Here is a 26,101-nt window from a genome sequence, read left to right as displayed (position 1 = left end):
TCTGCGTCTCTTTTACCGGACGCTCAGTTGTTTACGCCGCCCAAACCACCAGCCCGCTCCATGCCGTGGCCAGCACCACAATGCCGAACGCGATGCGGTACCAGGCAAACGGCACAAAGCTGTTGGTCGAGATGTAGCGCAGCAGCCAGCGCACGCAAAGCCAGGCGCTGAAAAACGAAAACACCAGGCCTACCGCGAACATGGGCATGTCGGCAGCAGACAGCAGCGCCCGTTCCTTGTACAGGCTGTAGGCGCCGGCGCCAATCAGCGTCGGCATGGCCAGGAAAAACGAGAAGTCGGTCGCGGCCTTGCGCGACAGCCCCAGCAGCATGCCGCCGATGATGGTCGCACCGCTTCGGCTGGTGCCGGGAATCATCGCCAGGCATTGCACCAGGCCGACCTTCACCGCGTCCATCACGGTCATGTCCTCCACCTCCTGGATGCGCGCAGCCGCGGTGTTCTTTTGCTGGCGCTTTTCGGCCCAGAGGATGATGAAGCCGCCGATGATGAAGGTGCTGGCCACCACCACCGGCGTGAAAAGATGGGCCTTGATGGCCTTGCCGAACAGCAGGCCCAGCACCACGGCGGGCACAAAGGCCACCAGCACATTCAGCACAAACTGTTGCGCCTGTTTCTCGGTCGGCAGGGCTACGGCTGTGGCGCGGATCTTCTGCCAGTACACGAGGATCACCGCAAAAATGGCGCCGGTCTGGATCGCGATGTCAAACACCTTGGCTTTTTCATCGTCAAATCCCAGCAGAGCGCCGGCCAATATCAGGTGCCCTGTCGAAGAGATCGGCAGGAATTCAGTCAGGCCCTCGACGATGCCCATGACGGCGGCTTTGATCAACAGTGCTATATCCACGCGGTCTCCAGAAAATGAAAGATTATGGCCCCCACGGTCGCGCACTTCGTGTCGCTCCCTGCCCCCCGAGGGGGCCGCTGCGCCTGCGGCCCGGCAAAGCCGGTTCCGCGGCCCCGGCTGGGTTCAAGAGCTCCCGGCGCGCAACCCGGATGGGGTATTTCACCAGTAGGGCCGCGGGAGTGGCTTTGCCAGACCGCAGGCGCCTGCTCCCTCGAGGGGGAACCAGCTACCGCAGTGAGTCTGGACAGGGGTGGCATTTCTGTGCACAATTTGTTACCCCTTCGCCAGTCGCCACAGCCATGCAACTGACACCGCTGATCGCCATTCATCTGTTTGCTGCCAGCACCGCCATCGTCATTGGGCCCGTCGCGCTGTGGGCGCGCAAAGGACGCGTGCAGCGGCCCAAGCTGCACCGGGCTTTTGGTTATGCTTTTGTGACGATGATGCTGGTCACCGCCGCGACGGCAGTTTTCATCCGCGACTATGACTACCCCAATATCGACGGCTACACACCCATCCACCTGCTGGTGCCCTTCACACTGCTCAGCCTGACCGGCGCATTCTGGCATTTGAGCCGCGGCAACATTGCGGGCCACCGCCGCGCCATGCAGTCCCTCTACATTGGCGCATGCCTTGTGGCAGGCGTGTTCACGCTGATGCCCGACCGCTACCTGGGCAAGATGCTGTGGATGCAGCTCGGCCTGCTGTGACTTTCCACATCGCCCGGAAAAGCCGCAGCATTTTTTGACGAGCCCGTGGCAGGACGGTCCGTGCACGGAGTCCGGTGAAAATCCCTCAGACGCACACAATGCCCCACCCGGGCGCCCAGAAAAAGAAGGAACACCCATGCACCGTTATGTCCTGAGTGGCCTGTTGCTGCTCGCCGCCACCTGCGTGCAGGCCGGCATGGGATTCACCGAACTGCCCGGCCTGCAGGACGATGACCCCATCAGCGTTTTTTACCCTTCCGCCGGTGAAGACCGGCAGGCCCAGTTCGGCTCCTATTCCCTCAAACTTGATCGCGGTGGCCAGCCGGTGCGCGGCAATACGCGCCTGGTGGTGATCTCGCACGGCTCGGGCGGCTCGCCCTGGACCTACACCGACCTGGCACGCCGCCTGGTCGAAGACGGCTTCGTGGTCGCGTTTCCCCGGCACCGCGGCGACAACGCCATGGACCCATCCACCCCCGGACCCGACAGCTGGAAGCTGCGGCCCGCCGAAGTGTCCCGCGCCATTGACGCGGTAGCGCATGACCAGCGCCTGGCACCGCTGCTGTCGCTGGACAAGGTCGGCATGTACGGCATGTCGGCCGGCGGACACACCGCCCTGACGCTCGCCGGCGGCCGCTGGTCCCCGGCGCTGCTGGCCCGGCATTGCGAGGCCAACATTGCCGAGGACTTTCACACCTGCGTCGGGCTGACCACCCGGCTCACGGGCGGCATGCTGGACGGCCTGAAAAAAACGGTGGCGCTGGCAGTGATTCGCCAAAGATTCAGCGACGCAGGCTGGCAAACCCACACCGATCCGCGCATTCGCGCAGTGGTTGCCGGCGTTCCGCTGGCCGCCGATTTCGACATGGCCTCGCTGGCCTCACCGCCCGTGCCGCTCGGGCTGGTCACCGCCCGGCAAGACCGCTGGCTGGTGCCCCGTTTTCACAGCGACGTGGTGCTTGCGGCCTGCAAGCGCTGCGAACACGTGGCCGACCTGCCCACCGGCGGCCACGGTGCGCTGCTGTCGCCGCCGCCACCGGCCGATGCCATGTCGGCCCTGGCCAAAGACCTGCTGCTGGACCCGCCCGGCTTTGACCGCAGCGAGCTTCCCGCGGTGGACCAGAAGATCAGCAGCTTCCTGCGCAGGCACCTGCTCCCTTAAATTCCCGGCAACGGGTTTGTGAGGCTGGCCACAGGCACGCCAGGCAGTCACGCATCGAAGTGAACCAAAAATGAGCCTTTCAGGTGCATTTTTGAGTCAAAAACGAACCAATAAGAACCATTAGTAAAACTTATCTACTCGTACATTCATTCGCTGATGGGTGAACCCTACTACCGCTTCATGAAGGTGAAATATACATTCAGTTACACCAACATTACCACCAAGGTTCTCACGATGAACAGCTTCACCTCCCGCCGCAATACCCTGGTCGGCCTGACCGCCATTGCCGTAGCCAGCGCCCTGCTCTCGGGCTGTGACAACCCGCCAGACACCATCAAGATCGGCGTTGCCCAACCGCTGTCGGGAAACCTCGCCGCGCTCGGCCAGGACTTGCACAACGGCGTGAAGATGGCCGTGGACGAGATCAACAAGGAGGGCTTCCAGATCAAGGGCAAGACGGTCAAGATTGAAATCGTGGCCATGGACGACCGGTCTGATCCAAAAACCGGTGTGGAAGTCGCGCAGCAGCTCGTCGACGCCGGCGTGGTCGCCGTGATCGGCAATCTCAATTCGGGCGTCAGCATCCCGGCCGCACCGGTCTATGCCGCCAAAAACATTCCCCAGCTGGCCATCTCGACCAACCCCAAGTTCACCGAGTTGGGCCTGGCCACCACCTTCCGCCTGGTGGCCAACGACAACCTGCAGGCCCGCGCGATCGGCTCCTTCGCCGCCAACCAGCTCAGTGCCAGCAAGTTCGCCATCGTCGATGACGGCACCACCTACGGCAAGGGCCTGGCCGCCGGTGCGGCCGTCGAGCTGAAGAAAGCCGGCAAGGCAGTAGTGGTCACCTATTCATCCGACGACAAGACCACCAAGTTTGACGAGCTGGCCGGCAAGATCAAGGACGGCAATGTCGAAGTGGTCGTGTCCACGCAAGGCGACTTCCAGATCCTCGCGCTGATTGATGCCCTCAAGAAGATCGACTACAACCAGCAGGTCAGCATCCTGGGCGGCGACACCATCAAGACGACCGACATGCTCAAGGGCAGCGACACAGTCAAGGGCATCTACGCTACTTCGCCCATCCTGGACGCCAAGGAATTCGTCAACGGCAAGGCCTTCCTGAGCAAGTACCAGGACACCTTCAAAAGGGAGCCGGCTTACGGCGGCCACTACACCTACGACGCGATGTACATCCTGGCCGGCGCCATGCGGCGCGCCAACTCGGTCAAGCCCGAAAAAATCACCGAAACCCTGCGCACCTTTGACGGCTACGCGCCGATTACCGGCTCCATGAAGTGGGACTCGGTGGGCGAGCAGCGTTACGGCGTGGTCGGCGTTTACTCGATCCGCAAGGGTGTTTGGGACCTGCAGCTGCGCTCCGACCGCTGGTAGGCTAAGCTTTCGGTCGTCATGACCGAACCCACCTCATTGCCTGGCGCATTCCCTGGTGCATCTTCCGGCGCGGCGCCTGCCCGCCACCACGCCACGCCCGCCGAAGTCCTGGACTTCTGGCTGGGCGACGGCGTCGAAAAAGACTGGCCCACGCAAGACCTTGGCAAACGCTGGTTTGGCGGCGGCGCCGAACTCGACGAAGACATCCGCACGCGCTTCGGCCATGCGGTCGAGGCAGCCGTGGACGGCGGCCTGCAAGGCTGGGCGCAACCGCCCCTTCACCGCCTGGCGCTGGTCATCCTTTTGGACCAGTTCACACGCAATGTCTTTCGCGGCTCCGGCAAGGCCTTTGCCGGCGACGCGCGGGCCCAGCAACTGGTGCTGGAGGCGCTGGCCGCCCAAACCGACCTGCAGCTGCCCTGGGCCGGGCGCGTCTTTTTGTACATGCCGCTGATGCATGCCGAAAGCCTGGCGCTGCAAGATGAATGCGTGGCGCGCTTCACCCGGCTGGTGGACGACGCGCCCGACTCACTCAAGCAGCGCCTGCGCGGCAATCTTGACTTCGCCCACCAGCACCGGGACATCATCGCCCGCTTCGGACGCTTCCCCTACCGCAACGCGGCACTGGGGCGTACCGATACGCCCGAGGAAGCCGACTTTCTCCTCAAGGGCCCGCGCTTCGGGCAATAAGGTTCCCCCTGTCCAGGCTCACTGCGTGTAGCCTGTTCTCCCCTCCGGGACGGCGCCTGCGGCCCGGCAAAGCCGGTTCCGCGGCCCCCGCTGGTGAATACGCCGAAGAACCGGCTCAGCGGGAGTTATGCATCAAATCGGCCTCCAGCCCAAGTGGAACTTGCGAAAGCAGCTACTAATTTGATAGCAAGCAACAGTAGGCCTCATCTTTCCTGCTTTTGAATCCATAGCCTCGGCTACGCCGTACTAGCAACGGGACGTCCCGCGCCACATCGCCAACAACAAGGGCGGACGTCCGGTACATGCCGGCCAGCCTGGCCGGTTCACAAAAACCCAGGAGTTCAAAAATGACTTTACGCACAGCCACCGCCTCAGCTTCAGTTCTGCTCGTGTCCCTGCTCGCCGCCTGCGGCAGCATGTCGCCCATGATGCCCACGTACTCGCAGGCCAGCCTGCCTGCCGCCGTGCAGGTACCGGCCGGCAACAAGGTCGCGATGGAGACCGTCGGCGTGGGCGACATCACCTACCAGTGCAACGCAAAAAAAGACATGGCCGGCCAGTTTGAATGGGTCTTTGTCGGCCCCGACGCGAAGCTCAATGACCGCAGCGGCAAGCAGGTCGGCAAATACTACGGCCCGCCGGCCACCTGGGAAAGCATGGACGGCTCCAAACTGACGGCAACGCAAATCGCGGTCGCCCCCGGCGGCATGGGCAACATCCCTTTGCAGCTCGTCAAGGGCAACCCGGCCATGGGCAGCGGCACCATGAGCGGCGTGACCTACATCCAGCGCGTGGACACCCAGGGCGGCATTGCGCCCGCCATGCCCTGCGCCGCCGGCAACATGGGCGCCAAACAGGTCGTGAAGTACCAGGCCGGCTACATCTTCTACAAGGCGATGTAAACGCCGGAAAGTGCAGGGAGGTTCGCACAGGCACTTCCCGGCGCCCGACACCCTTCACCCGCATCTCCTCAGGGTGAGCCGCCAGCTCTGAAGTCAGGCGGGGCTGGTCTTACGCCCGCAGGCTTGCCGCAAGGCCGGCGCTGCGGGCTTTTTTATGGGCAGTTGGCCTCCTCTTTGGCTGGTTGCGTGACCTGTCTTTTGACGTGTCGCCTGAGCTGTCGCGTTTGCCCGCAAACGGTCCGGCCAGGCGCTGGCAACGAGGCTGCGCGGCGTCCTACAGATGTTTACATTTCAGCGGGCTTTACTGGTTAGCGGGCAAAACAACAACCCGAGGAGCCTTCATGAAAAGCACACACAACACCTTTTGGGCCTATAGCAAGAGCGTTGCCGTCACGCTGGCCATGGTCACCGGCACTGCCGCGCTGATCACCGCCTGCTCCGGCGTCGCGCCGCTTCCCAAGGAATACACGCAGGACCCGCTGGACGCATCGGTCAAGGTGCCGCCCGGGCATGTTGTGGCGCTTGAAACCACCGCCAGCGGCCTGCTTCATTACGAGTGCAAGGCCAACGCCGACACGGCCGGCACCATCGGCTGGGTTCTCGTGAGGCCCGAGGCCGACCTGCTGGACCGCACCGGCAAAACCGTCGCGAAATATTCCGGCCCGCCTGCCACCTGGACGCACATCGACGGCTCCAGCGTCGTCGGCACGCAGGTGGCGCTGGCACCCCGCATAGGCGCCACCAACCTGCCGAACCAGCTTTCCACCGGTGCATCCGGCGCCACGCCCGGCGTCCTGCAAAACATCACCTACATCCAGCGCATCAAGACCAAGGGCGGCCAGGAGCTGGGCAAGGCCTGCACGCAAGCCGACCTCGGCGACAAGCTGACAACGTCTTACCAGGCCGACTATATTTTCTGGAAAGCCTCTTGAAGCAGAGCGGCAATGGAACCCAAAAGCCCGCAGGCCCCTGGTCTGCGGGCTTTTTTTCTGGCGTTGGCAGAATCAACCTGCTACTGAATTTATAGCTGCTCGCGCTTATTCTTATTGGGCTACAGCCATATTTGGCACTGGGATGGAGCTGCATCACGACATCGGCATTGGCACCGGCATGGAATACCGGCTGGACGCTTCCAATGCGCCATCACCCTACCCGGTGAAACCTGCCGACCTTTGCCCGCACCCATTCTCTTCGGCGTCCTACAGCGGGCCTGGCTTATTGTGTTTTACTGGTGCCTGAGACCATCGCCCCTCACCTGGAACCTGCCGTGAACACCAAAGCCTCTCGCGCTCCCTTCTTCGCCCTGCTGCGAAGCGTGCTCATGGTCACCGGCGCAGTGGGGGTGCTTGGCGCCTGCAGCGTACGCCTGCCCAACCCCTACAACGCCCAGCAGGCCCTGCCTGAAGCCATACGCGTGCCGGCGGGCCACCAGGCCGTGCTGGAAGCGCAGGGCAAGGGCGACCTCCTGTACGAATGCCAGGCCATCAAACGTGCGCCCTATGAATACGCCTGGCTGCTCCAGACGCCCGGGCTGCGGCTGCAAGACAGTTATGGCCAGACCGTCATGTACTACCCGGGTTTGCGCTCACGCTGGGTGCACAGCGACGGCTCCAAAGTCGCCGCGCGGGAACTGGTCGAAGTGTTCACCGACCGCAGCAGCCTTCCGCTGCAGCGGGCCATGGTGAGCCCTTCAGACACCCCGGGTGCCCTCGCCAGCGTCAGCTACATCCAGAGCCGCAGAACCGCGGGCGGGGTTGTGTCGGCCACCCCATGCACCTCCGCCAGCCTGGGCATGCGGGTGTCGGTGCCTTACGAGGCCGACTATGTCTTTTGGCGCCCGGCCGCCTAGTACTGCAACCCACCAACCTTTCAGCGCCCAACAAAAAGCCCGCACGAAGCGGGCTTTTTGTTTGAGGGTTTTGGGGCGTGATTGACCGGCAGGATGCCTTTCAAAACCCCTTAACGATTCTTAGCGATATCCGTGGCCGTGACCATGTCCGCGGCCGTGGCCATGCCCCTGGTAATACACCGGGCGCGGACCATAGTAGCCGCCGTGCCTGGGGCCGTAGTACACCGGCTGCGGTGCGTAATACACAGGCGCAGGCCTGACGTACACAGGGCGCGGCTGGTAGTACACCGGCGCAGGCTGGTAATACACAGGTGCCGGCTGCACATAAACAGGCTGCTGGTACACCGGGTAGGCGTTTGTCACGCCGACCTGCACACCTGGGGCGGCAACCCCTACAGAAAAGGTCACGTTGTCGCGGGCCTGGGCTGCACCGGCAAAGCCGAAGGCGGCCAGGGCCAATGCGGCTGCGGCACCAGCCATGGCGACGGAGCGGTTTGCCTTGAATGCTGTCTTCATATGATCTCCTTAACAGGGCAGGAAATGCCCATGTGTTTATTAAACGCGCCACCCCCGTAACGGCGTACCGCATGCACAGTGAAGAGCGTAGCCAAACGTAACCCCCTAAAATCAGCCAATGACCACCCCCGCCCCTGCCTCCGCCCCCGCCGACAAAGAAGCCCACAAGCCCAGCAACTTCCTGCGCCAGATCATCGAAAAAGACCTGGCCGAAGGCACTTATGCCAGCCGCCGCTGGGGCGGCAGCCCCGGGGACGCCGCCCACCACGCTGGAGGCCAGCCCGACCCGGCCAAGGTGCGCCTGCGCTTTCCGCCCGAGCCCAACGGCTACTTACACGTGGGCCATGCCAAAAGCATTTGCCTGAACTTCGGCCTGGCGCGTGACTACGGCGGCGTGTGCCACCTGCGCTTTGATGACACCAACCCCGAAAAAGAAGACACCGAATACGTCGACAGCATCATCGAAGCCGTCAAGTGGCTGGGCTATGACTGGGCGCAGATCGGCAATGGCAAGGGCGGTGACAAGCCCTACCAGGCCAGCGACTACTTCGACTTCATGTACCGCGCGGCTGAATATTTGATTGAAAGCGGCAACGCCTACGTTGATGAGCAAACCGCCGAAGAAATGCGCCACAACCGCGGCGACTTCGGCCACCCCGGCACCAACAGCCCCTTCCGCGGCCGCACGCCCGCTGAAAACCTGGCCCGCTTTCGCGAGATGCGAGACGGCAAGCTGCCCGACGGCGCCGCCGTGCTGCGCGCAAAAATCGACATGGCCTCCCCCAACATCAACATGCGTGACCCGGCCATCTACCGCATACGCCGCGCCCACCACCACAACACCGGCGACAAATGGTGCATCTACCCCATGTACACCTTCGCCCACCCGGTCGAAGACGCACTCGAGCAAATCACCCACAGCATCTGCACGCTGGAGTTTGAAGACCAGCGCCCGTTTTACGACTGGCTGCTCGACCGTTTGGCCGAAGGCAAGCTGATCGCCACACCGCACCCACGCCAGTACGAATTTGCGCGCCTGAACCTCACCTACGTGCTCACCAGCAAACGCAAGCTCGCCCAGCTGGTCACTGAAAAGCGCGTGAGCGGCTGGGACGACCCCCGTATGCCCACCATCGTCGGTTTGCGCCGCCGCGGCTACACACCCGAGTCGCTGCAACTGTTTGCCGAACGCATCGGCGTCACCAAGAGCGACAGCTGGATCGACTACAGCACGCTCGAAGGGTCCCTCCGCGACACCCTCGACCCCATCGCCCCACGCGCCATGGCCGTGCTCGACCCCGTCAAACTGGTACTGACCAACTGGGACGAAGTGATGGGCGCAGGCAAGCTCGACGATTGCAGCGCCCCGGTTCATCCGCACCACGAAGAGATGGGTAAGCGCCAGTTCAAGATCGGCAAGGAAGTCTGGATTGAACGCACCGACTACGAAGAAACGCCACCCAAAGGTTTCTTCCGCCTTTTCCCGCCGCACATCAACGCGAGCAAGCAAGCCATTGCCGGCAGCAAGGTGCGCCTGAAGTACGGCCACGTCATCGAATGCACTGGCGCAGTGAAAGACGCGAACGGCAAGGTCACCGAAGTGCACGCCACCCTGGTCCCCGACACCAAGAGCGGCACCCCCGGCTCCGACGCCATCAAGGTCAAGGGCGTGATCACCTGGGTGGGCGTGAACGACGCGGTGCAGGCCGAAGTGCGCCTTTATGACCGCCTCTTCACCACCGAACACCCCGGCACCGGCGACAAGGATTTCCACGATGAGTTGAATCCCGACAGCCTCAAGGCAGTGACTGCCTACGTTGAGCCGTCATTGACCAATGTGCCTGCCGGCACGCGCTTTCAGTTTGAGCGGCATGGGTACTTTGTGACTGACCTGGTGGATCACTCTGCCGGTAAAGCCGTATTCAATCGGGTCACAGGCATGAAGGACAACTGGGCCAAATAGCTGGCAACCCGAAGGACGCAGCGCCAACGAAGCCCAAAAATGCGTCTACAAAACAATTCGAATTACGAGGGAGAATATTTTGAAAATCTGGTTGCATGCCGTGCGCAGCACGATGTTGATGGGCACGCTCGCTCTGTGCGCACTGGCCGCGCACTCCCAGCCGGCGCCTGCTACCCAGGGTCCGAACGAAGGCGTCAAGGAAGTACGGATTTCATCCGACAAATTCGAGCGCCAGGCGGCCCTGCCCAGTTGGGTCGAACCCATCACCAACCTGCCTGCCACGCAAAGCAAGGCACCAGTGGTAACCATACTGGCGGACACGCAGTTCATGGTGGCCGCACAACCTACCAGCTTTGTACACCGGGCCTGGCTGGCCAACACCAATGCCCCGTTGCAGTCGCTGGGCACGATGCAGGTGTCCTTCAACCCCGAATACCAGCGGGCCAAGCTCCATATCCTGCGCATTCACCGCGCAGGCCAGGTTCTTGACAAACTCGCCACGGCCGAAATTCGCTTCCTTCAGCAGGAAACCGGCCTCGACATGGGCGCCTATAACGGCGAAACCACCGCATCCATCCTGGTTGAGGACCTGCGCGTCGGCGACATGCTGGAGATCGCCTACTCCACCATCGGAGCCAACCCGGTCATGGGCAACCGCTTCATTGACTACGCCAGCTGGGACCAGGGCGGCCCGGTTGACCGGCGCCGTGTCACGCTTAACTATCCTTCCGCGCGCAAGATCAATGTGCGTTTTTTGGGCGACCTGAACAAGGACTATCCAAAGCCTGTCGAGTCAGTCAGCGGCGCGATGAAAAAACTCCGTTGGGAACAACTCGCGCTGCCGGCCGTGGACTTTGAAGCGTCGGTTCCTTCCAGTTTTTATGTGGGCCGCTCCATGCAGTTCTCGGAGTTCCAGAGCTGGGCCGAGGTGTCGGACTGGGCTGATCAGCTGTTCCGTAGCAACGCACCCTTGCCTCCTGAAATCATGCAGGTAGTGCAAACGCTGGGCACCAAGCCCACCATAGACGAGCGCGTCTCCGGTGCACTGCAATGGGTGCAGAACGAAATCCGTTATTTCTCGGTGTCCCTGGGTGAAAGTTCGCACCGCCCCACGCAACCTGCGCTCACCCTGCAGCGCCGCTATGGCGACTGCAAGGACAAATCATTCATGCTGATCGAGATGCTGCGTGCGCTGGGCATCAAGGCGCAACCCGTGCTGGTGTCCACCCGCGTGCGCGACGGGCTTTCGAAGAAGCTGCCTTCACCTTACGCTTTCGACCACGCCATCGTGCGCGCGGAAGTGGAAGGCAAAACCTACTTTCTCGACCCCACCCTGATCGGACAGACCGGACGGCTGGACGCACTGGGCCAGCCGCATGAAGGCTCTGAGGTACTCGTTGTTCAACCCGGTAACAGCAGCTTCACCCGCATCAAATCAGCTGATTACGCCGCGATCTCCCGCAACGAACTCACCGAAAAAATCACCCTGCCGAAATTTGGCGGCGACGGCGCGCTCGAGAGCCAACACCTCTGGTCGGGCTACAGCGCGGAAGTGCGCCGCATCCAGCTGGCTGCCTGGACGACGGAGCAGCGCGACAAGGTGTTCCGCGAAGCGTATGAGCGGCGCTACCCGGGCATCCGTTTCTCTGAGCCGCTCCAGGTGCTCGACGACACCATCAACAACGTTGTAACCGTCAAAACCCAGTACACCGTTCCCAACCTGGCCATCTCGGCTGGCAGCGAGTGGGCGGTGCGCTACAGCGCCAGCAACATGGCGGGCATGGTGGTCATGCCGCCGTCGGTCAATCGAACCCAGCCGCTGTCCATGGAAGTCCTGCCGCGCAAGAATCGCTACTCGATCGAGATTGAATTTCCGCCTGAGGTGTCTGTGGTGCGTGACCCCATCACGCGCTCCGTGCGCAACGACGCCTTTGACTACCAGGTCTCCGCCAGCTTCCGCGGTAACCGGGCAGCAACCACCATCGAGCTGGCCGTATTGCAAACCCAGATCGAGGCCTCACGCGTGCCTGCCTATGCGGCCGCCCTGCGCCGCACCGGCGAGATTTTTTACCCCATTGCGGTAGTGCGTAAAGACGACATCAAGTCATCCGGCCTGCTGGGCCTGGGCACCAAGACCCTGCGCAAGACGATTGAAGATCGCCTGAACGACCGCATCGGCAAGGTCGGCAAAGGCATCGACAGCGGCCGGCTGAGCGGCGACGACCTGGCAGATGCCCTGTGCGAACGCGCCGAAGCGCTCACCGACCTCGGCAAACCCGAAGAAGCCCTGAAGGATGCCCAGCTTGCCATCAAGGGCAGCCCCAACTCTGCACGCGCCTATGCCTGCCGCGGCAATGTGTACTTTGGCCTGCGCGACTACACCCGCAGCGTTGCCGACTACAGCAAGGCCATTTCACTCGGCGACGAAAGCGACCACGTGATGTATCGGCGCGGCCATGCGCGTTTCTACGGCGGCCAGCTTGCGGCAGCGGCAGAAGACTTTGCCAAAGCAAGCCAGTCCAAACAGGCTGATGCCGACGCCGCACTTTATGCAGAGCTGTGGCGCGTATGGACACAAAAGCGGCTGGGCATCACGCCGGACGCCGCACAACAAGCGCTTGCCAGGGCCAAGCCTGGCGGTGACTGGCCCCGCCCCGCCCTTGCCATGCTGCACGGCCTGATGACGCCCGAACAGGCCCTGGCCACACTTGACAGCAAAAAGGGCGACGAGCGCGACATGGCTCTTGTGGAGGGCTACTTCTATGTTGGCCAAAACTACTACGCCCAGGGCGACAAGACAAAAGCCGCCGAGTTTTTCAACAAGGCCCGCGAAAAAGGCGTCCTCCTCTACATCGAGCACGTCGCAGCGGGCCTGGAGCTGCAACAGATGGGTGTCGCCAAGCCCTGAGCCCACATATGCGCCCATCGCCCTATCCCAAGCGCCTCCGGAATTTTCTGGTGATGACGGGATGGGCGGCGTCCCTGCTGGTACCGGCCACCGGTCATGCCCAGTTCGGCCGTTTCGAATTTAGCGACGCAGGCGATTTTTCAGAGTCAGCCATCCTGCACGGCGTCAAGGCCACCCAGGCGCAATGCGCAGCCGCCGCCAATACAGTCTGGGCCGCTACGGCCAGCTCGGGCGCCGAATGCATCAAATACTGGAAGGCCGGTTTTGGCGACCAGCCCGTCAAACGCGCCATCGTGTTCTTTCACGGCGACATCTGTAGGCATAGGCAAGACCAGCAAAAACTACCTGGACTTGACCAATGCCCAGTTGCAAAACTTCGCCGACAGTTGGGCCAAAACACTCGGCATGCCCTACATCTACATGGGCCGCCCGGGCACCCACGGCTCATCAGGCGACCACATGCAGCGCAGGCGCATTGACGAATCACTCATCATCTCGGCCGCGTTAGACGAGATCAAGAAGCGCTACGGCGTAGAAGAATGGGTCATCGCCGGACAAAGCGGCGGCGGCCACGTCACCTCGTCCTTGATCACCGAACGTTCAGACATCGTCTGCGCCATCCCCACCTCAGCACCCTCCTCTCCCCGCATCCGCTGGGAAATGATGGGCCGCACCAAAGACACCACCAATTACGCCGACTCCTACGAGCCGTGGAAGTTTGTCGCCAAGGAAAAGGTCAACCCCAAGCTGCGCGTGTTTGTACTCGGCAACCCGAACGACAAAAACGTTTTCTGGGCCTCGCAGACCGTGATGGCCGACGCGCTGCAGAAAGCGCAGATTCCGGTTCAGGTGCTGCAGGGCGAAGGCACCGGGGCGGATGCGCATGGCCTGTCGAATTCGTCGCGCATTGTGGCGGGGTGGTGTGCGAGGGATTTGGGGACTGAGGAGATGGTGGGACGGGCAGGTAAGGGGCTTAAGGGGTAACGATAGGTAAAGCCATCGAAAGACGGGCTAGGCTAACAACGTTCAGCGCGTCGCGTTGAATTGAAAAAAACTAAAAACAGGGGGCAAGAGAATGAGTGAACTTCACTTACGGCAAATAGAGAGGCAGCTTCAAAGCGTGCTCTATCCATTGATAGACATGAATGACCAACGAGTTGGTGCGGAGAATTTTGAAGACATAAAGCGCTCAAGGGCATTGGCGGCTTATATCGTCCAACACCTAACCAATTGCCTACCCGCTGAAGCCGCTGCGTCTGTTGTCGACGGAGGGGGCGACAACGGCATAGATGCAGTCTTCTTTCACGATCCAGAAGAAACGTTGTACCTAATTCAATCCAAGTGGTTTAAAGACGGAAAAGGTGAACCTGACAATGGATCGATCAAAAAATTCACTGCAGGAATAAGAGATCTCATTAGCCAGAGCTACGACAGATTCAATGAAAAACTCCAGAAGAGAAGCGTCGAAGTTGATGAGGTACTAGGGATACCGACGTTGAGAATCGTGGCTGTCGTCGTTCATTCAGGGGCATCCGAACTTTCGACAATATCTACGCGTGATCTAGACGATCTAGAGCGAGAAACAAATGATGCAAGCGATGCATTGAGTTGGGTCGCAATCAATCAAAAGAGATTGCATCAGTCGCTTACAGAAGATCTGAATAGTCCAGTAACGGTTGAATTCCCAGTCCAATACTGGGGGCGCCTAGAAGAGCCGAAGCGTGCAATATTCGGAATGGTTTCCGCAGCAGATTTAGGGCAAACCTGGCTCGACCATAAAGATAGATTGGTCGCAAAAAATCTTCGCGGCTCGCTCGGAGACAGTAGCGATGTCAATCGCGAGATACGTCAATCCCTCGAAGAACGACCAGAACAATTTTGGTACTTCAATAACGGAATCACTGCCACTGCAAAAACAGTAAAAAAATTGCAAAAAGGAGGAGGCAAGCACGAGCTTGGTTATTTTCATTGTGAGGATTTTCACGTCGTAAATGGTGCTCAGACGGTAAGCACCATCGGGCAATTCATCGCCAAGAATCCGGACGCCGACCTATCCTCCTGCTTAGTTCAGTTCCGCGTGATAGAGCTTGGCGAAGAAGGCGAGAGCTTCGGAGATGAGGTCACTAGAACAAACAACCGTCAGAACAAAATCGATGCTAAAGATTTTGTATCCCAGGATAAGGAGCAAAAGCGTATCCGCACGGAACTTTTGATCGACAAAATCAACTATCAGATCATGCGACGTGAAGATAGTCCAAAGGGCAATCGCGATTTTGACCTCCAGGACAGCACGACAGCACTCGCATGCGCGTCCGGAGACGTTTCAATTATTGTGATATTGAAAAATCAGATTGGGAGGCTTTGGGAGGAGCTTTCTAAAGCACCGTATAAAGCCCTTTTTAATCCATCAGTTTCCGGAACCTTCGTCTGGAACTGCGTACAGGCACAAAGATTAATTGATAGCGCTATAGAGACTCGACGATCCAAAGTAGCCACGCCCCGTGAGCATCGGATCTTGACCTCTGGCAACAGGATTATTTCGGCGCTAGTTTTTAAGCAGATGAATGTCAACCGCTTTGATGAGCAGGATTTTGTATTTGACGACTATATTGATGACCTTCGAACGCTCGATGCCGTGAATACCATTGCACACTCCGCCTTGGAATACATGCAACGATTCCACTCTAAAGCAATGATTCCGAATTTCTTCAAGAATCAAACAAAGAGTAGAGAACTCTTCGACTACGTTGTGCGTCAGAACAGTAAGAGTCGAGTATTTTTCTTGCCACGCTCCCGAAGTACACAAAAAGCTACCGAGGCGTGAGCCCTTAGCACTCAGAACGCCGATGTTTCTCCCCAACTACAGCCCCGCCGCAGACCGCAACAAGCAGCCCATCCTCGATGTCCTGCGCGAAGTCTTGTCTGAGCAAGGCAATGCGCTAGAGATCGCCTCAGGCACAGGCCAGCACGTCGCCTGGTTCGCCGCGGCTCTGCCGCAATGGACATGGCAGCCTACCGATGCGATGCCTGCCGCGATGGACTCCATCTCTGCCCACATAGCCGAACAGGGCTTGCGCAATGTGCGCCCTCCCCTGGTGCTCGACGTGACGGCACCTGAATGGCTACCGAGCACCGAACAATTCGACCTGATTTACTGCGCCAACATGCTGCACATCTCGCCTTGGGCGACTTGCGCTGCGCTGATGCAGGGCAGCGCGCGCCATCTGGCGCCGGGCGGCGTACTGGTGACTTACGGGCCATATCTGGAAGACGGCGTGCCTACGTCGGAAGGCAACCTCAGCTTTGACCAAAGCCTGCGCGCGCAAGATCCGTCGTGGGGCATCAGGCGAAGGGAAGATGTGGAGCAGGAAGCCGCGCGCGCCGGCCTGCAGCTGCAAGCCCGGCACGCCATGCCGGCCAACAACCTGCTGCTGGTTTGGGCCAAATCACAGCAGTTGGCAAAACATTAACCGCGCACTCGCTGGCGGCAAGCTGACCCCGCTATTATTTCTATAGCTAGTCGCGCTTTCCCATCAAGGGCTACAGCCTCATTTTTAATAAATTTTCGTTTTAATCCGGCTAGCGTAGCGATCAGCGGCTTTTCTCAACCGGGTTGGCGGTCAACCAATTAGCTGGGTACGCCCGCATGAACTCCCTGGCCTTTTCCGTGCGGGCGCTAAGCCAGGCATCGTAGGCGCCCTCGTTCAGGATCGCCAGCATGCGTTTTTCGTTGCCGGGCTGCTGGTACCGGCTCATCAGGGCGTGGCTGTTGGCATTTACTGTGAGGAGTGCGTAGCTGACGATGACTTCGCCATCCGCGCCTGTCCAGCTCTCCCACAGGCCCGCCACACCCAGGGGTTGGCCATCTACCCGGGCAATGCGGGTGGGCACGGCCTTGCCGCTGCGCCAATCGTCTTCCATAAACGCCATCATGGGCACGATGCAGCGCTGACCGCCCAGCCAGGCATCGCGGAAATTGCTGGACGTGGTGACGGTTTCCGAGCGGGCATTGACCAGCTTGGTCGAACGCAGTTTGGCGTCTGACGCCGACTTGACCCAGCGCGGCACCAGGCCAAACTGCCCGACTACCAGCTCGTGCGAAAGCAGCGCTCGCGGGAGCTTTTCAGCGCCTGTGGGCTCGTCAACCTCTTCGGCTTCCTCAGCTTCATCGGCTTCATCAGCTTTGATCGCGCGGATAAAAACACCCGGCTTGCGCGGCCACACATTGCGTTCCACGGGCGATTCCGGGGAGGCCACTCCGAAGGCATCGGTATAAAGCGTGGCGGTTTTGATGCTCTCGTATTGGGTACTCATGCGGCGATGCTATCGCAGTGCCGCTACCAGGGCATGGTCCAATGACACCCATGCCCAGCCCCAGCTTCACTCCGCCCACCCCAACCGGCATGCCGCCGCGCCTGATCTGCTTTAACAAGCCCTACGGCGTGCTGAGCCAGTTCACGCCCGAAGGCCGCTGGCGCGGGCTGAAAGACTTCATTGCAGTGCCCGAGGTGTATGTGGCCGGCCGGCTGGACGCGGACAGCGAGGGCCTGCTGCTGCTGACGAGCGACGGCGCGCTGCAGGCGCGCATCAGTGACCCGCGCTTCAAGATGGAAAAAATCTACTGGGTGCAGGTTGAAGGCGTACCCGACGAAGCTGCGGTGGATGCATTGCGCCAGGGCGTGCAGCTCAACGACGGCATGACGCGCCCCGCCAACGCGCGGCTGATCGACACACCGCCGGGCCTGTGGGAGCGCGAGCCGCCCGTGCGCGTGCGCAAGGCCATACCCACGACGTGGCTGGAACTGGGCATTCGCGAAGGGCGCAACCGGCAGGTGCGGCGCATGACGGCTGCCGTGGGCTTTCCAACTTTGCGACTGATTCGCGCTTCCATCGGCCCCTATGCGCTGCAGGGCCTGGCGCAGGGCCTCTGGCGTGAGGCGCAAGAGCAAGCGGAATAGAAGGCGGAATGGGGCAACACGCCGCAGAAGTTACTGCCGCAGGATCTTCTCCATCGCCTTTCCTTTGGCAAGCTCATCAATCAGCTTGTCCAGCCAGCGAATCTTCTGCATCAGTGGGTCTTCGACCTCTTCTACGCGAACACCGCAGACCACACCTTTGATCAGTGAGACATTCGGATGCATGGCTGGGGCCTGGGCGAAGAAAGTTTCGAAATCGTTTTGCTGTCTGATTTGTTTGTCCAGCCCCTTTTGGTCATAACCGGTCAGCCAGCAGATGATCTGATCGACTTCTTCTTTGGTGCGGCCTTTGCGTTCGGCTTTTTGAACCAACATCGGGTAGACCTTGGCAAAAGCCATCGTGAAAATCTTGTGCTGGGGCATCGTCATTCCTTCTGCAAAGCGGCTATGCCTCTGCCTCGAGCGCGGCCTTCAACCGGCCCAGTGCCTGGTCCCACTGCTGGGCAATCAAATCCAGTGAGCGGCGGGCTTCGTCGAGCTGCTGTGGGTCAAACTGCCACAGACGCTCTCGCCCTACTTTGACGTGATGCACCAGCCCCGCGTCGGCCAGCACATGCAGGTGCTTGGTCACGGCCTGGCGGGTGATGTCGGTAGTGGAGGTGAGCTGGGCAATTGACACGGCGCCGCCCACGCAGAGCACGGCCACCAGCCGCAGGCGGGTTTCGTCGCCCAGGGCGGCGAAGACGCCTGCGGGGCCGGGCTGGGGGGTCAAGACTTCAGAGGTTTTAGTGCGAGGTGACATATTTCTGGATATTGTCCAACTGGCCTTCCCAGCCGCCGGTGTTCATCCGAATGGCCTCTGCGCGGCGTGCTACGGGGATTTTGTCAAAGCCTGATTCCACCACGCTGAGCAGGGTGCCCTTGCCCGTGTCTTTGAGGGTGAACTCGACCAGCGTGGTGGGCTCTTTCGAATAGTCGATGGCCGGGTCTACCGCGTAGGGGTGCCAGCGGTAAGAGAACAGCTTTTCGGGCTCTATCCGCTCAATGAGCACGTCAAACAGCACATGCTCATAGCCCGGAATGGTGATGTGGCCCTGCACCTGCTGGCCGGCAATAAAGTTTTTGCCCTTGAGCGCCACGCCGAACCAGCCGCCAAATTCTTCGGCGTTCACCAGCGCGCGCCAGACCCGTGACACGGGGGCGTTGATCAAGGTGCTGCGTTCGATGCGGTCTGTGGATGAAGACGATGTCGTTGATGAAGTCATATGCAATCTCCTGGTTGCATTAATTATGCGCAAGCCAATTCAAAACCGCAACAAAATGGTTGCATTAATTTGCAACCATTTTTATCGCCGGCGATAAATTGCAACCGGATGGTGAAAACTGCACGCTAAATACTTAACCAGCGCGTGAGAGCGCTACAGGCCTCAAAGTGGTTCGCCGATCGGGACTCCCCAAGGACGCGTGAAAGTGGCCCTGGAGCCCAGCTATTTGGCCGATGGTTTGTTCAGCGTCGCGGCTTCGCGTATCAATGCCTTCAGCGCTTTCTCATCGATCTTGTCGCCCTCATGAAAGTCAATGGCGCGGCGGGTGTTGCCTTCGAGGCTGGAGTTGAAAAGGCCTGAAGGGTCTTCCATCTTTGCGCCTTTGGGGAAGGTCAGCTTCACGGCCTTCTTGTAGGTCTCGCCGGTGCAGAGGATGCCGTCTTTAGACCACACGGGAACGCTCCACTTCCATTCCTCGACCACATTGGGAACTGCCTGCGTGACGATGGCCCGGACGCGGGCGAGCGTGTTGCCGCGCCAGTCATCGAGGCCTTTGATCTTTGCGTCTATCAACTCAGAAGCTGAGCCTGATTCTTTTGCTTCAGCTGGTGCGCTCTTGGTTTTGTTCATGTTGTTGCTCCTTTCTTGATGTACCTTCATGTCCGGCGTTCGCTCACATCTTTTCGCCGGGCAACTGGCTGGCCTGTTTCACCCAGTCAGCTAACTGCGCTTCGTCGAAGGGGTCGTCTTCATGGATGTCGAGGTAGCGCGTGTCTTTGCTTTTCGACTCACCAGGCGGAACAGGCCGCAGCGACGTGCCGCGAAAAAATGCCACCTTGACGTACTTCGTGAAGCAATGGACGCTGAGGAACCAGCCCTGGTCCGCCACACCGTAGAAGGGTGAGTTCCATTTGACGGCCTTGTGCACACCGGGAACGGTGCGCACGATGAGCGCGTCAAGGCGTTGCCCGATGTCGCGCTTCCAGCCCGGCATGGCCGCGATGTAAGCCTGCACGGGCGCGTCGCCCTCGCCTTTGGGTATCTGCGGGTTGCCGCCTGCGAGCAGGGCCGGCTTGCCTGCCTTTGCCGGCACCCTGCTCGCATCGGGCTTCTTTTTGGCCATTGCATTCATCTCAATGCCTCGCGTTGAAGACCTGGGCAGTCAACCTGCCCGCGCCAGAACCTCTTCCAGCTTGGCAAAGAACTGTGGCCAGCCGTGCTTGGCGCCCTGGTAGGCCTGCTCCTGGTCCAGCCGGAAGCCTGACTGTTCCATGCGCAGGTGTGTGCCCGTGCCTGTGGGGGTAAGCGTCCAGGTGACGACGCTTTCAAGGCCATAGGCGGCCCAGGTGTAAGACAGCGTTTTGTCGGGCTCGATGGCCAGAACCTGGCATTCGACAGCGCCCCAGTCTGCGCGCAGGCTGAAACGCTGGTCCATGACGGGCTTGAAGTCGTTCTTCATGAGCCACTCTTCGATCAGGTGCGGCTGCGTGAGGGCGCGCCAGATTTTTTCGGGCGGGTAAGGGATCTCGCGCTCGACGACGACGGCGCGTGTTTCAGTGGAGGCCGTAGTGGTGTCAAGGGTTGTGGTGTTGCTCATTGGTCCATCCTTTTCAAAAGTGATTCGAGATGATCGATGCGGTCGTTCCAGAAGGCGCCATAAAAACTCACCCAGTCGCGCAGGACTGAAAGCGCCAGCGGCTGGGCGCTGTAATGCGTTTCGCGGCCCTCGCGCCTGTCGTCCACCAGCCTTGCCTGCTTCAGGATGCGCAGGTGCTTGGACACCGCCGGCTGCGACACGCCTGCGCGGTCCGTCAGCGCACGCACGGTTTGCGCCCCGTCCTGGGCCAGGCGCTCAAAAATCGCCCGGCGTGTCGGGTCGGCCAGGGCTTTGAAAACTTCGTTGGCGACCTCGTTGGAAACTGTTTGCATGCCGAAATCATAACCATATGGTTATTGGTCTGTCAACCCACCCTGCATCCAGAAAGTGAAAGCCCCGGGGATTCAGCCCCGTCAGCCTCAGCGTGACCTGAGCGTGACAACCCGTTGCCATCATGGAAGGCAGTTCATGAACGCCGCCATTCAACAATGCCGCCTTTCTCTGACAGACAAACGCTTGCGATGCGTGCCAAATGGTTTCAAGCGCCGCCGTCCGGGGGCGCATAACGACCCCTGCCAGGAGATAGCCATGCCCCAGTTCGCCATGATTACCGGTGACGTGACTTACACACCGGGTGACGGTACGCCCATCGAGATCCCGCGTGTGCGTGTGGAAGTTGCGCTGGAGCCGGACAGCGCCACGCTCAGCTGGGACGCCGGCGACGGTGTTGCCGCCGTCACGGCGATTCCGCGCATCCAGTTTGACGACTACGTGAGCAAAGGAAAAATCACGCTCACGCAGTAAGCGCCGCGGCGCCGCAATAATCGACTCCATGCCCGTCAGCACCTCACGCTCCACTTTCCTGCCTTTCTTGCCATCGTTGCAGCCCTCCCCGCCCACCCGCCGCTCAGTGCTGCTGGCGGGCGCAAGCCTGCTGGCCTTGCCTGCCTCATGCCTTGCCGCGGCGCCTGCGCCCTCGGGCGCCTGGCCCACCGCGTCGCAGGTTCCCGGCGGCATTGCCCGGCTGCCACTGGGCCCGGCGGCGGTGCGGCCCGTGGCGCAGGCAGGCGGTGTGCCCTTGCTGGTGCTGGGTGACCCTGCGGGGTGGACGGCGCTGGTAGGCATTGCGCTGTCTGCAGAGCCCGGCGAGGCGACCATCTCGGTGCTGGCCCCTGACGGCAGCCAGCAGCAGCTTGCTTACACGGTAGCGCCCAAGCACTACCTTGAGCAGCGCCTCAAGGTAGCGCCCGGCACGGTGGATTTGTCGCCCGAAGACCAGGCGCGCTACGAACGCGAGCGCGCGCACCAGGAAGTGGTGATGGCCACCTTCAGCGAGCCATTGCCGCAAACGCCGCTGCGCATGCAGGTGCCGGTGCCGGGCCGCCGCTCCAGCTCGTTCGGGCTGCGCCGCGTCTTCAACGGGCAGTCGCGCAACCCGCACAGCGGCATGGACATCGCCGCCGCCACGGGCACGCCGGTGGTGGCGCCGCTGCCCGCCCGCGTCATTGACACGGGCGACTATTTTTTCAACGGCAACACGGTGTGGCTGGACCACGGCGGCGGCCTGCTGAGCATGATGTGCCACCTGAGCGCGATTGGCGTGGCCGTTGGCGACACACTGAAGACGGGCGAGCGCCTGGGCGCCGTGGGTGCCACAGGCCGCGTCACCGGGCCGCACCTGCACTGGGGCGTGATGCTGAACCGCGCCATGGTGGACCCGGCGCTGTTTCTGGGGGCCCGGGCAGGCGGCGAGTAGCCGACAGGTTATTTAAGGGGAAAGCGGCCACAGCCCAATAGGATATTGCGCAAGCAGCTATTAAAAACGTAGCGCCTCCACACCAAAACCGGCTGTAACTGAATCTGGACCGGCCCCTCTAGCCCGGTAGGTCGCACTCACTAGGGAAAACATTGATGATGAATCATTGTTCAACCCCTTTGAAGGAAACACCATGACCGCCAAAAACCTGTCTACCGTTGCAACCGACCTCATCGAGTCTTCCGGCAACACCGCCCGCCACGTGATCAACGCCTACCGCGCCGGCGGCGAGCGCGCAGTCATCCTGCTGGAGCAGCGCTGGAACCGCGCCCTGAAACAGTCGCGCACCGAGCTGACGGCCGAAACGGCCAAAAATGCCACGGCAGCACAACTGGCCTTCAGCGTGTATTACACCAAGGGCCTGATGCTGACGACCAACGGCGCGCAGCAAGTGGTGAGCCAGCTGGTCAAGGTTCTGGAGAGCGGCGTGGAACGCGCTGCCGCCAATGCCAGCCTGTTTGAAGAAAAAACCGGCGTGACCACCCTGAACACGCTGGCCCAGGCCACCGCGCCGGGCGCCCTGGCACTGAGCAAACTCGCCGCGCAGATCGAGCAGAAGACCGCCCAGCTCGCCAGCAAAATTGCCGGCGACCAGGCCAGCACCGCCAAGCGCAAGACCGCTTTCAGCCAGCGCCGCACCGCCAAGGCTGCCTGAACATTTCTGAATAAAAGGGGGCTTTAGCCCTTTACAGACGGGCGCAAGCAGCTATCAAATCAGTAGCATACCGAAGTAGCGCATGGGCCCCAAAGAAAAAGCCGCCTTTTCAGGCGGCTTTTTCACGAGCGGAATCCGACGGCTTGCTGACCCGGCAACTGCAGACCCGCGCTTGAAATGCCGGCCACGGCCCCCAGCTGCGCCTGATGACCGACCCTCTCCACATCGTCTGCCCGCACTGCCACACCACCAACCGCGTGCGCGCCGACCAGCTGGGCAGCGAGCCAACTTGCGGCAGCTGCAAGAAGGCGCTGTTTACCGCGCATTCCACCGCGCTGGACGAAGCCGCGTTTGACAAACACATCACCCGCAACCAGATTCCGGTGCTGGTGGACTTCTGGGCGCCGTGGTGCGGGCCGTGCCGGCAAATGGCGCCAGCCTATGAGCAGGCGGCAGCACAGCTGGAGCCGCAGGTGCGCGTAGCCAAGGTCGACACCGAAGCGGTGCCCAACCTGGGCGCACGCTTCAATATCCGCAGCATTCCCACGCTGGCATTGTTCAAGGGCGGCCGTGAAGTGGCGCGCCAGGCCGGCGCCATGGGCGCGGCCGACATCGTGCGCTGGGTGCAGGGTAATTTACGCTGAGACTATCAGTCGGCGCTATGCTTTTCATAGCTGCTTGCGCCCGACTGTATTAGCCTGCTGGCACTTTTTTCAATCATTTTTGTGCGCCCGCGCCGGGGCGCGTTCACTGCGCTCAATCAGTCGAGCGCGGCGTCCGCCACCAGGTAGCGCCTCACCAGGTCAAAAAATCGGTCGTAAAAGTCATCGGCGGTGATGGTTTCACTGCCCACCTTGACCATGGACTCATTGCTCGACGTGAAGGGCAGCGAGACGGAGCCAATGGCGCCCACACCCAGGCTGGCGGAGTTGTTGGTCTTTTTCATGGCGTAGCTGTCCTGCAGGGCCGTAACAAAACCCAGGCTCACTTTTCCGTCGGGCGTGTCGGGTGCGCACACCACGCGAACCACCATTTGCAGGTGCGCCTCGGGCTCGGGCTGGAAGGCTTTTTGCCCTTCCACCAGTTCGGCGCTGGCCATGTTGATGATGTAGCCCTGGCTCAGCAGTGCACGCCGCGAGGCCTCGCAGGTCCGTGCAGGGGTGGCGTCAAACAGGCGCGAATACGTCTGGGTGGAGGCAAACTTTTCCTGCAGCGGAAATGCCTTGGCGCCGGTGACGCAGCCTGTCAGCAGGGGCAACAGGCCGCATGCTGCCAGCAGCACGGCGGGGAGTCGGCAGGATTTCCAGAGTTGCATCAAAAGGGAAGTTTCCACAAGGATAAGAGGTGTCTCATGCACAAGGTGTCACCATACCTCCAATACCTCCGTTAGAGGCGCCAGCTCACGCATCGGGTGCGTCGCAGTTGTAGCAAATCGTTCGCGAGGCCAGCTGGCCGGCCGAAAAACCGGCTCGCTAGTTCGGTTCGCTACGTCGGCCCGCTATTTCTGGTCCGCGCCTGCGGACCAGAAGACGGCGCTCCATTCCAGCGGGTTAAAGCTCCGGTCGCGGTTGTATTCGAGCGTGCCGTTGGGCAAGGTCCAGCGCAGAACCGGACCGCCCATCCGCGAAACAATGCCTGCGCGTTCCGCTTTTCCGTACTGCCCTACCAGGCGATCGTGCCACCTGCCGTGCACCCACCAGGGAACATGCACCACCGTGGAAGTCAGGCGGCCCTTGCTGAAAAAAGCCACGAGCATCATTGCGGGTTCCCCATCGGCTTTGTCCACAGCCGCATGGCAAAGCCGGTCGGTCCCGGCAGGCCCGCCCTGCTGGTTGGAGCAGCTCAGGAACACTTCTCCAAAATGCTTGCGCACAGCGGCTTCGTCCATCTGGCCGGAGAGCTGGGCGTAGCGCATCGTCACCGCGGGTGATTCGACGCGCAGGTAGCCGTAATAGACCTCCAGGCGGTCACGGTTCAAAACCCCTACGACGGCGACCAGACACACCAACACCGCCAATACCGCCAGCACGCCCCACTTGATCCACTTTCCGGTCACCGCATTCATGATTTAACCCTTGTTGCACCTCTGCTCCAGCCCCGAAGCATATCCGGCATCGCGGCCGGCGCCCGTGGCACAAACGACACGGCAACCGGGCTCACAGGCTCATAATTGGCCCGCCGCTCTGAAGCAGAATCCGATTTGAAGACACCCGCATCACCTCCATGACCCAAAGCCCGCACCGCCGCCCGAATTCCGGCTTTGTCAGCCTGCGCTTTGCACTGGTGGCCTGCGCGCTGCTGGCGGGGTTGCACTGGTGGTTTTCACCCAACACCTTCCGCGCGGCGGGTGTGGGCAACGACCTTGCCTGTCCGCTGCCGCCGCAGGTCAATAGCGGCGACGAGCCGCTGCAAACCAGTGTGCCAGGCGACATGGCGCCTTTCGTGCTGAAAGCCGCGACCCTGACGCCGCTGGCGGGCTTTAGCGTGGACGCGCGGGTGCTGTCGCGCGAAGACTACCGGATGGGCAACGAGGCCACGCTGTCGCCCACCGACCTGGCTTTAGGCTGGCAGCGCATGGCCGACGACAAGGTGTTGTCGCAGCTGATGATCAGCCAGTCGTCACGCTGGTACTACTACCGGTGGGACAACGAACCACCACTGCCGCCGCCGGAAATTGCACGTAGCAGCGCCAACATGCACCTGATCCCGGCCACGGACGCGGTTGCCAAAGCACTGACCCGCGTGAAGCGCAACGACCGCGTGCGCATCGACGGCTGGCTGGTGGAAGCGCAGAAACCCGACGGCTGGCGCTGGCGAAGCTCCACCGTGCGGGAAGACACCGGAGCCAGCTCGTGCGAGGTGGTCTACGTGTGTTCCATCAGCCGGCTGTAG

Annotated in this window: 30 protein-coding genes; 18 read left to right on the top strand and 12 right to left on the bottom strand. The window is 61.1% G+C overall.

Features of this window, described 5'->3' with window-relative positions; all coding sequences use genetic code 11:
- Positions 1–31: 31 nt before the first annotated feature.
- Entirely contained in the window at positions 32–865 is an 834-nt protein-coding gene (locus AC1DY9_RS09400) for an undecaprenyl-diphosphate phosphatase (protein WP_457279124.1), read from the bottom strand.
- Positions 866–1,164: 299 nt separating this feature from the next.
- On the opposite strand from AC1DY9_RS09400, the gene AC1DY9_RS09395 reads away from it, so the two are divergent.
- From AC1DY9_RS09395 to AC1DY9_RS09365, 7 genes are all read left to right on the top strand, one after another.
- On the top strand, positions 1,165–1,575 hold the full coding sequence (locus AC1DY9_RS09395; protein WP_477666370.1) for a DUF2306 domain-containing protein: 411 nt from the start codon (positions 1,165–1,167) through the stop codon (positions 1,573–1,575).
- A gap of 136 nt (positions 1,576–1,711) precedes the next feature.
- A complete protein-coding gene (locus AC1DY9_RS09390; protein ID WP_477666369.1) occupies positions 1,712–2,737 on the top strand; it encodes an alpha/beta hydrolase family protein in 1,026 nt (341 codons plus the stop codon).
- A gap of 234 nt (positions 2,738–2,971) precedes the next feature.
- Positions 2,972–4,132, top strand: coding sequence for a branched-chain amino acid ABC transporter substrate-binding protein (locus AC1DY9_RS09385; protein ID WP_477666400.1), 1,161 nt, complete (start codon positions 2,972–2,974; stop codon positions 4,130–4,132).
- A gap of 18 nt (positions 4,133–4,150) precedes the next feature.
- Complete coding sequence (locus AC1DY9_RS09380) at positions 4,151–4,822, top strand: DUF924 family protein (RefSeq protein WP_477666368.1); 672 nt, start codon at positions 4,151–4,153, stop codon at positions 4,820–4,822.
- Between the two features lie 347 nt (positions 4,823–5,169).
- On the top strand, positions 5,170–5,724 hold the full coding sequence (locus tag AC1DY9_RS09375; protein ID WP_457279128.1) for a DUF3455 domain-containing protein: 555 nt from the start codon (positions 5,170–5,172) through the stop codon (positions 5,722–5,724).
- A 341-nt stretch (positions 5,725–6,065) separates the two neighbouring features.
- The gene (locus AC1DY9_RS09370) at positions 6,066–6,656 is read left to right on the top strand and encodes a DUF3455 domain-containing protein (RefSeq protein WP_457279129.1); all 591 of its coding nucleotides are present in this window, start codon (positions 6,066–6,068) and stop codon (positions 6,654–6,656) included.
- Positions 6,657–6,991: 335 nt separating this feature from the next.
- A complete protein-coding gene (locus tag AC1DY9_RS09365; protein WP_457279130.1) occupies positions 6,992–7,573 on the top strand; it encodes a DUF3455 domain-containing protein in 582 nt (193 codons plus the stop codon).
- A 120-nt stretch (positions 7,574–7,693) separates the two neighbouring features.
- Here the strand turns inward: AC1DY9_RS09365 and AC1DY9_RS09360 are convergent, their stop codons facing one another.
- A complete protein-coding gene (locus AC1DY9_RS09360; RefSeq protein WP_457279131.1) occupies positions 7,694–8,089 on the bottom strand; it encodes a hypothetical protein in 396 nt (131 codons plus the stop codon).
- Between the two features lie 118 nt (positions 8,090–8,207).
- On the opposite strand from AC1DY9_RS09360, the gene AC1DY9_RS09355 reads away from it, so the two are divergent.
- The 5 genes from AC1DY9_RS09355 to AC1DY9_RS09335 all read left to right on the top strand — a co-directional run bounded on the left by AC1DY9_RS09355 (position 8,208) and on the right by AC1DY9_RS09335 (position 16,430).
- Positions 8,208–10,052 carry a glutamine--tRNA ligase/YqeY domain fusion protein gene (locus AC1DY9_RS09355; protein WP_477666367.1) on the top strand — a complete coding sequence of 615 codons (1,845 nt, stop codon included), beginning with the start codon at positions 8,208–8,210 and terminating at the stop codon, positions 10,050–10,052.
- A gap of 79 nt (positions 10,053–10,131) precedes the next feature.
- Positions 10,132–12,960 carry a DUF3857 domain-containing protein gene (locus tag AC1DY9_RS09350; RefSeq protein WP_477666366.1) on the top strand — a complete coding sequence of 943 codons (2,829 nt, stop codon included), beginning with the start codon at positions 10,132–10,134 and terminating at the stop codon, positions 12,958–12,960.
- A gap of 264 nt (positions 12,961–13,224) precedes the next feature.
- Positions 13,225–13,944: an alpha/beta hydrolase family protein gene (locus AC1DY9_RS09345; protein WP_477666365.1), complete on the top strand. Its 720-nt coding sequence runs from the start codon at positions 13,225–13,227 to the stop codon at positions 13,942–13,944.
- Positions 13,945–14,035: 91 nt separating this feature from the next.
- Positions 14,036–15,784: an AIPR family protein gene (locus AC1DY9_RS09340; protein WP_477666364.1), complete on the top strand. Its 1,749-nt coding sequence runs from the start codon at positions 14,036–14,038 to the stop codon at positions 15,782–15,784.
- 22 nt (positions 15,785–15,806) lie between these two features.
- Positions 15,807–16,430 (top strand): DUF938 domain-containing protein, encoded by a 624-nt coding sequence (locus AC1DY9_RS09335; RefSeq protein WP_477666363.1) that lies wholly within the window; start codon positions 15,807–15,809, stop codon positions 16,428–16,430.
- Positions 16,431–16,551: 121 nt separating this feature from the next.
- On the opposite strand, the gene AC1DY9_RS09330 is transcribed toward AC1DY9_RS09335, so the two are convergent.
- Positions 16,552–17,274 carry an SOS response-associated peptidase gene (locus AC1DY9_RS09330; RefSeq protein ID WP_477666362.1) on the bottom strand — a complete coding sequence of 241 codons (723 nt, stop codon included), beginning with the start codon at positions 17,272–17,274 and terminating at the stop codon, positions 16,552–16,554.
- Between the two features lie 41 nt (positions 17,275–17,315).
- On the opposite strand from AC1DY9_RS09330, the gene AC1DY9_RS09325 reads away from it, so the two are divergent.
- Positions 17,316–17,918: a pseudouridine synthase gene (locus AC1DY9_RS09325; RefSeq protein WP_477666361.1), complete on the top strand. Its 603-nt coding sequence runs from the start codon at positions 17,316–17,318 to the stop codon at positions 17,916–17,918.
- 30 nt (positions 17,919–17,948) lie between these two features.
- Here the strand turns inward: AC1DY9_RS09325 and AC1DY9_RS09320 are convergent, their stop codons facing one another.
- The 7 genes from AC1DY9_RS09320 to AC1DY9_RS09290 form a co-directional block, all read right to left on the bottom strand.
- Positions 17,949–18,299: a DUF2200 domain-containing protein gene (locus tag AC1DY9_RS09320; protein ID WP_477666360.1), complete on the bottom strand. Its 351-nt coding sequence runs from the start codon at positions 18,297–18,299 to the stop codon at positions 17,949–17,951.
- Between the two features lie 22 nt (positions 18,300–18,321).
- Positions 18,322–18,648, bottom strand: a complete 327-nt coding sequence (locus AC1DY9_RS09315) for an ArsR/SmtB family transcription factor (protein ID WP_477666359.1) — start codon at positions 18,646–18,648, stop codon at positions 18,322–18,324.
- Between the two features lie 13 nt (positions 18,649–18,661).
- A complete protein-coding gene (locus tag AC1DY9_RS09310) occupies positions 18,662–19,141 on the bottom strand; it encodes an SRPBCC family protein (protein ID WP_477666358.1) in 480 nt (159 codons plus the stop codon).
- A 222-nt stretch (positions 19,142–19,363) separates the two neighbouring features.
- Entirely contained in the window at positions 19,364–19,771 is a 408-nt protein-coding gene (locus tag AC1DY9_RS09305; RefSeq protein WP_477666357.1) for a DUF1801 domain-containing protein, read from the bottom strand.
- Between the two features lie 43 nt (positions 19,772–19,814).
- Positions 19,815–20,264 carry a DUF1801 domain-containing protein gene (locus tag AC1DY9_RS09300; RefSeq protein WP_477666356.1) on the bottom strand — a complete coding sequence of 150 codons (450 nt, stop codon included), beginning with the start codon at positions 20,262–20,264 and terminating at the stop codon, positions 19,815–19,817.
- 39 nt (positions 20,265–20,303) lie between these two features.
- A complete protein-coding gene (locus AC1DY9_RS09295) occupies positions 20,304–20,738 on the bottom strand; it encodes an SRPBCC family protein (RefSeq protein WP_477666355.1) in 435 nt (144 codons plus the stop codon).
- A complete protein-coding gene (locus AC1DY9_RS09290; RefSeq protein WP_457279147.1) occupies positions 20,735–21,070 on the bottom strand; it encodes an ArsR/SmtB family transcription factor in 336 nt (111 codons plus the stop codon). Before AC1DY9_RS09290 ends, AC1DY9_RS09295 begins: the two co-directional genes overlap by 4 nt.
- A 256-nt stretch (positions 21,071–21,326) precedes the next feature.
- Here AC1DY9_RS09290 and AC1DY9_RS09285 point away from each other — a divergent pair, with 256 nt between their 5' ends.
- The 4 genes from AC1DY9_RS09285 to trxC all read left to right on the top strand — a co-directional run bounded on the left by AC1DY9_RS09285 (position 21,327) and on the right by trxC (position 23,853).
- Positions 21,327–21,542 (top strand): hypothetical protein, encoded by a 216-nt coding sequence (locus AC1DY9_RS09285; RefSeq protein ID WP_457279148.1) that lies wholly within the window; start codon positions 21,327–21,329, stop codon positions 21,540–21,542.
- Between the two features lie 28 nt (positions 21,543–21,570).
- On the top strand, positions 21,571–22,494 hold the full coding sequence (locus AC1DY9_RS09280) for a peptidoglycan DD-metalloendopeptidase family protein (protein WP_477666354.1): 924 nt from the start codon (positions 21,571–21,573) through the stop codon (positions 22,492–22,494).
- 193 nt (positions 22,495–22,687) lie between these two features.
- Entirely contained in the window at positions 22,688–23,209 is a 522-nt protein-coding gene (locus AC1DY9_RS09275; RefSeq protein WP_457279150.1) for a hypothetical protein, read from the top strand.
- A gap of 206 nt (positions 23,210–23,415) precedes the next feature.
- Positions 23,416–23,853, top strand: a complete 438-nt coding sequence (gene trxC, locus AC1DY9_RS09270) for a thioredoxin TrxC (RefSeq protein ID WP_457279151.1) — start codon at positions 23,416–23,418, stop codon at positions 23,851–23,853.
- 116 nt (positions 23,854–23,969) lie between these two features.
- On the opposite strand, the gene AC1DY9_RS09265 is transcribed toward trxC, so the two are convergent.
- Both AC1DY9_RS09265 and AC1DY9_RS09260 read right to left on the bottom strand, forming a co-directional pair.
- Positions 23,970–24,524 (bottom strand): DUF2242 domain-containing protein, encoded by a 555-nt coding sequence (locus tag AC1DY9_RS09265; RefSeq protein ID WP_477666353.1) that lies wholly within the window; start codon positions 24,522–24,524, stop codon positions 23,970–23,972.
- A gap of 183 nt (positions 24,525–24,707) precedes the next feature.
- A complete protein-coding gene (locus tag AC1DY9_RS09260; RefSeq protein ID WP_477666352.1) occupies positions 24,708–25,274 on the bottom strand; it encodes a hypothetical protein in 567 nt (188 codons plus the stop codon).
- A 158-nt stretch (positions 25,275–25,432) separates the two neighbouring features.
- Between AC1DY9_RS09260 and AC1DY9_RS09255 the strand changes: the two genes are divergently transcribed.
- Positions 25,433–26,101 carry a hypothetical protein gene (locus AC1DY9_RS09255; RefSeq protein WP_477666351.1) on the top strand — a complete coding sequence of 223 codons (669 nt, stop codon included), beginning with the start codon at positions 25,433–25,435 and terminating at the stop codon, positions 26,099–26,101.

Source organism: Polaromonas sp. P1_F6 (assembly GCF_056405695.1).
This window is presented reverse-complemented; position numbering and strand designations above follow the sequence as displayed.